Consider the following 4,883-nt stretch of genomic DNA (forward strand, 5'->3'; position numbering starts at 1 on the left):
GATTATAAAACTCCTTTAATGTATGCGGCTTTTTTGGGAAAAGTGGAAATAGCGGAAAAACTTTTGGATAATAAAGCGGATGTTAAAGCGGTAGACAGCATAGGAAGAAGCGCGTTAATTCATGCTATAATACAGGGAAATATCGACATCATAGAATTGCTAAAAAGCAGAGGAGTTTCTTTGGAAAGCAAAAGCTCGAATAATATAACTCCTTTAATGTGGGCGATTATATACGATAATTTGAAATCGGTTAGATATTTGATTCAAGATAATGTAAAAGTTTTGGAAGAAAAAGATGTTAACGGATGGAACGCTTTTATGTTCGCATGCGCAAAAGGTTATTTGGATGTCGTTAAATATATATTAAAATTCTCTCCGAATATCATAAAGAAAAAAAGCAATAGCAACGAAACGGCTTTAATTGTCGCAGCCGATAACGGAAAAGCGAATATAGTAAAATATTTGCTTGAAAACGGAGCGATTAATCAAATAGAAGAAAAAACTGCAAAAGGATTTACCGCTTTGTCTTTGGCTTCGGAGTTCGGACATATAGATGTTTGCGATATACTTTTAAATTATTACGATGAAAAAGGTTTTGAAAGAGAATATAATATAGCGAAAGAAAAAGGCAATAAAAAGATAATCAAATTGCTTCAAAACAAATTAAAATCGAATTAAATTAAATAATCAAATGATTGATAAAAATAAAAGAGAGCGTCTTGGCGAATTAGGAATTTTCTTAACGGCTTTAATTTGGGGATATAGTTTTGTCGCCGTCAAAGTCGTAGTTGAAAAAGTTCCGCCGTTTTATTTGGTAGGTTTCAGAAATTTAATTGGCGGATTATTCCTCGCTTTAGTATTTTTCAAATATTTCAAAAGAACGAAATTAAAAGATATATTGCTTTCGCTTCCCGTTGGAATAGCTTTATTTTTGGGTTTCTTTCTTCAAACTATGGGCTCTCAATTCATAACCGCATCGAAAGTCGCTTTCTTCACTGGCTCGAATGTTATATTCGTTCCGTTTTTGGTTTGGATTATCTATAAAAAACGTCCGCATATTTCTTCGTTTGTGGCGGCAATAATAACGATAATCGGCTTATATTTTCTCACTTTAGCCAACGGATTAAACGAAGTAAAAATTGGAGACTTATTCGCTCTTTTATGCGCGGTAGTTTTCGCTATTCATTTGGTATTGATAGACGCTATAATCGAATATGTAAACGGAATCCTTATGGCAATTTGGCAACTTATAATAGCGGGAATAATATCTTTGGCTTTCGCTTTAATGACAAAAACTCATGTAAATACGGAAATTCTTTTAAAAGAAACGGAAATAACAATATCTTTTTTATATTTGGCTATCGGAGGTTCGGGACTCGCGTATTTGCTTCAAACCGTCTCTCAAAAATATGTTTCGGTAAATAAAACGAGCATTTTATTAAACATGGAAGCTTTTTTGGGAGCTTTATGCGGAGTAATATTTATGGGAGATAAACTTACTTTTAATTTCGTTTTCGGCGGAATTTTGGTAATATCGGCAATATTCATCTGCGAGCTTGGGAATAATTCAAAGCCCAATTAAATTGAATTTTCAAAATAAATATAATTTACTATTGATAATTAAATTAAAAAGTATATCATAAATAAAATGAATAATACGATAAAAAAAATATTGATAAAAATTTTAATAATAAGTTTGTTTCCAATATTGCTTTATTCTCAAACGGCAAACGATAATTTTAAAGAATTATATTCAAAAATGAAAGAAAAATATTCTTTGATTTATCCAAAAACTTTCGAGGCTTATATTGAAGGAAAAATTGTGGAGAGGCAAATTTCGACAATTCCAGAAAGAAATTACGCTTCTACAAAAGATAAAATTAAATTGAAATTCGTTTTCGCGCAAGGAACAAAACCGACAATGACGCTTGAAAATGTCGACAGTTTTTATAGAAATATGTTTTCAATATTCGAGGGAGTTTTGGAGACTACGGGATTTTACGCGGTTGTGGGGAACGCCCAAAATTTCAATTCTTTTTCGGACAAATTTATTTTCGAAGATTTGAAAGAGGAAAAAGAAAAATATAAAGTATCGTTAAGAGCGAAAGGAGAAGATAAAGATTACAGCGTGACTTATACGATAGATAAAGAAAGTTTATTAATTGAAAGAGCGGAATATTACAATAAAAAATCAAAAATATACGATGCGGAAATTTTATATATAAATATTGAAAAATACATTCTCCCAGAAATTATAAAATATAGAAGTTTGGACGGAGCGGTTAACTCGGAAATAAAATTTACGGAAATTAAAATTTCTTAAAAAATAGAATTTTAAAATAAAATTTTATCTGAAAAATTTTCTATCCAAATAATCTTTCGATAATCTTAAAACGAACGGGCGTCCGTGAGGGCAGTTTGTTAAAATGTTTTCTTTTTCGAGCAAGTCGAGTAAAATTTGAATGTCGTTGTTTGAAAGTTTATCTCCAGCTTTCGGGGAATATTTGCATGAGATGACGCTGCAAGTATGTTTTATAAGTTTTTCCAAAGAATTATTTTCGCCTTTTGAAATATAAATATCAAAAATATCTTTAATCATTTTTTCTATTTTTTGGTTTTTCGGCATATAAATCGGAACTTCTTCGATTATCACGCTGTCTTTTGAATTCGTTTCAAATTTTATTCCGATTGATTCTATGGTTTCTTTATAATTATTTAAAATATCAATTTCGTAATCTCTATATTCTATTTCGCATGGCGTTAATAATTTTTCGTATTCCAATTTTCCGTTTGTTAAGGTTTTATAAATTCTCTCGTAATTTAATCTTTCGTAAGCGGCATGCTGGTCTATTATAAACATTTCCTCTCCTCTTTCGGCGATTATGTAAGAAGAAAATATTTGTCCTACGGCTTTCGTATATTCTCCGAATTCTCTTTCGGCAATATATTCGCTTATTTTATAAGATTGATAATTATTATCGTAATTACTATAATTATTATAATTGTTTTGATTATTATAATTATTATAACTATATTTATCGTTTGTGGAATATTCTTTTATATTTTGAATTTTAAAAGTCGGAGTTGAATCAATATCCGTTTCTATATTAACCGAACTAAAAGAATTTCCTTCGTTTACTTTATTAAATATTTCGTTATAAATCATAGAGGAAATTTCTCTTTCGTTTTTTATTCTCACTTCTTTTTTACTCGGATGAACATTAACATCGATTTTACCGCAATCGACATCTATATAAAAAAAGAAAAACGGATATCTATCTCTCGGAATCGCGTTCGCGTAAGCGTTTTTTATAGCGTAATAAATCACTCTGTTTTCTATCGGGCGATTATTTAAAAATATAAAACTATTTTTCCGCATAGACTGACTGATTTTTGAATTTGAAAACAAGCCGTAAATTGAAACATTTTCTTTTTCCATATTCGTTTCTATAAGATTTGAAAATATATTATTGTCGTCCAAATAATCTTCGATTCTCTCTTTCAAACTATTAGCCTTCAAATAGGAATTAACGATTTTGTCGTTATTTTTTAATCTCATTGAAATATTCGGCTGAACCAAAGCCTCCGTATCGAAAACTTCTTTTATAAGATAAAATTCTCTTGTAGTATGTTTTAAGAATTTATATCTCGCTGGAATATTGAAGAAAAGATTTTTAGCGATTATTTTCGTTCCTTTTGAAGCCGCAGCAGGTTTATGCTCTATTATTTTTCCCGCCTCGACAATTATCTTTCCTCCGTTATTTTCGTCCGCAGTTTTTGAGACAATTTCCAAATTTGTAACATCCGATATTGAAGCCAAAGCCTCGCCTCGAAATCCTAAAGTATAAATAGAATTCAAATCTTCTATAGAATAAATTTTACTCGTGGCATGATGAGTTATCGCAAGCGGAAGTTCTTCGAATCTTATTCCTTCTCCGTTATCTTCCACAATCATGCTTTTTATTCCCGCATCTTCAACGGAAACATCTATATTATCCGCGCCCGAATCTATAGCGTTTTCCAAAAGTTCTTTAAGCATGGAAGCTGGACGCTCTATAACTTCGCCCGCCGCTATACGATTAGCAACCGACTGAGGCAATTTCATTATTTTTTTATTCATTGCGACTATTGATTAGAAAATTCTATTTTATATAATCTTCTCTTCCCAAAACTTTTGCCAAATGTTGTATAATGGTTTGTCTTTGAACGGGTTTTACCACATAACCGTCTATTTTTAATTTTAAGAATTCGCTTAAAACTCCCTTATTGGCGTAAGAAGTAACGACTATAACTTTTCCCTCGTAATTTAAAGCTCTTATTCTTTTTAATAAATCGATTCCGTTCATTTGCGGCATTTCAAAATCAATCATTAATATATCGGGCTTATCCGCGGATTCTTTTAATTGCTTAAGCGCCGACATAGCTCCGTCCGCCTCGAGCATAACATTAAAATCTTCCGAAAGAAGTATTTTTTTTTCAGCTATACGAATCGTGCTTGAATCGTCCACTATCATTACATTATATTGTTTTCCCGTTTTTGTATTTACTCCAAGCGGATATGATGCCATAATAATTTCCTTTAATAATTTATTAATATTTTTTATTTAATATTTTCAATATTTTTACTAAATAATTTATAGTATTTAAACATAATTGTCAATCGCTTTTTATTGACAATAATCAAATTTTTTAATATAAAATATTGCCTAAAATTTATTAATCTAATATTTTGACAAATTAAATTATTCTGTTATAATATATCTATGAATAAGAAACCTTTTAATGCATTGAACGATTTTTTTATCAGGTATTTCTTCACTGACAAAGGAGGCGAAAAAGTTTTGCTCGATTTTATAAACGCAGTTATGATTAGCGCGGACATG

Annotated in this window: 5 protein-coding genes and 1 pseudogene; 4 read left to right on the forward strand and 2 right to left on the reverse strand. The window is 30.5% G+C overall.

The window, feature by feature from the left end; genetic code table 11:
- From EZH24_RS07240 to EZH24_RS07250, 3 genes are all read left to right on the forward strand, one after another.
- On the forward strand, positions 1–678 hold a 678-nt coding region (locus tag EZH24_RS07240), incomplete at its 5' end, for an ankyrin repeat domain-containing protein (protein ID WP_137998452.1).
- Positions 679–691: 13 nt separating this feature from the next.
- Complete coding sequence (locus EZH24_RS07245) at positions 692–1,582, forward strand: DMT family transporter (protein ID WP_137998453.1); 891 nt, start codon at positions 692–694, stop codon at positions 1,580–1,582.
- A gap of 66 nt (positions 1,583–1,648) precedes the next feature.
- A complete protein-coding gene (locus tag EZH24_RS07250) occupies positions 1,649–2,323 on the forward strand; it encodes a hypothetical protein (RefSeq protein ID WP_137998454.1) in 675 nt (224 codons plus the stop codon).
- A 24-nt stretch (positions 2,324–2,347) separates the two neighbouring features.
- Here EZH24_RS07250 and mutL read toward each other — a convergent pair whose 3' ends face one another.
- Positions 2,348–4,120 carry a DNA mismatch repair endonuclease MutL gene (mutL, locus tag EZH24_RS07255; RefSeq protein WP_137998455.1) on the reverse strand — a complete coding sequence of 591 codons (1,773 nt, stop codon included), beginning with the start codon at positions 4,118–4,120 and terminating at the stop codon, positions 2,348–2,350.
- Between the two features lie 22 nt (positions 4,121–4,142).
- A complete protein-coding gene (locus tag EZH24_RS07260) occupies positions 4,143–4,568 on the reverse strand; it encodes a response regulator (RefSeq protein ID WP_137998456.1) in 426 nt (141 codons plus the stop codon).
- A 195-nt stretch (positions 4,569–4,763) separates the two neighbouring features.
- Between EZH24_RS07260 and EZH24_RS15515 the strand changes: the two are divergent.
- Positions 4,764–4,883, forward strand: a pseudogene (locus EZH24_RS15515) (Rpn family recombination-promoting nuclease/putative transposase); the annotation flags it as partial.

Source organism: Brachyspira catarrhinii, assembly GCF_005518285.1.
In the GTDB taxonomy this organism is placed as follows: domain Bacteria; phylum Spirochaetota; class Brachyspiria; order Brachyspirales; family Brachyspiraceae; genus Brachyspira; species Brachyspira catarrhinii.

Bases quoted from the DNA above. Each gene is read 5' to 3' on its own strand.
- EZH24_RS07245 (WP_137998453.1), top strand. From the start codon at position 692: ATGATTGATAAAAATAAAAGAGAGCGTCTTGGCGAATTAGGAATTTTC.
- EZH24_RS07250 (WP_137998454.1), top strand. From the start codon at position 1,649: ATGAATAATACGATAAAAAAAATATTGATAAAAATTTTAATAATAAGT.
- mutL (WP_137998455.1), bottom strand. From the start codon at position 4,120: ATGAATAAAAAAATAATGAAATTGCCTCAGTCGGTTGCTAATCGTATA.
- EZH24_RS07260 (WP_137998456.1), bottom strand. From the start codon at position 4,568: ATGGCATCATATCCGCTTGGAGTAAATACAAAAACGGGAAAACAATAT.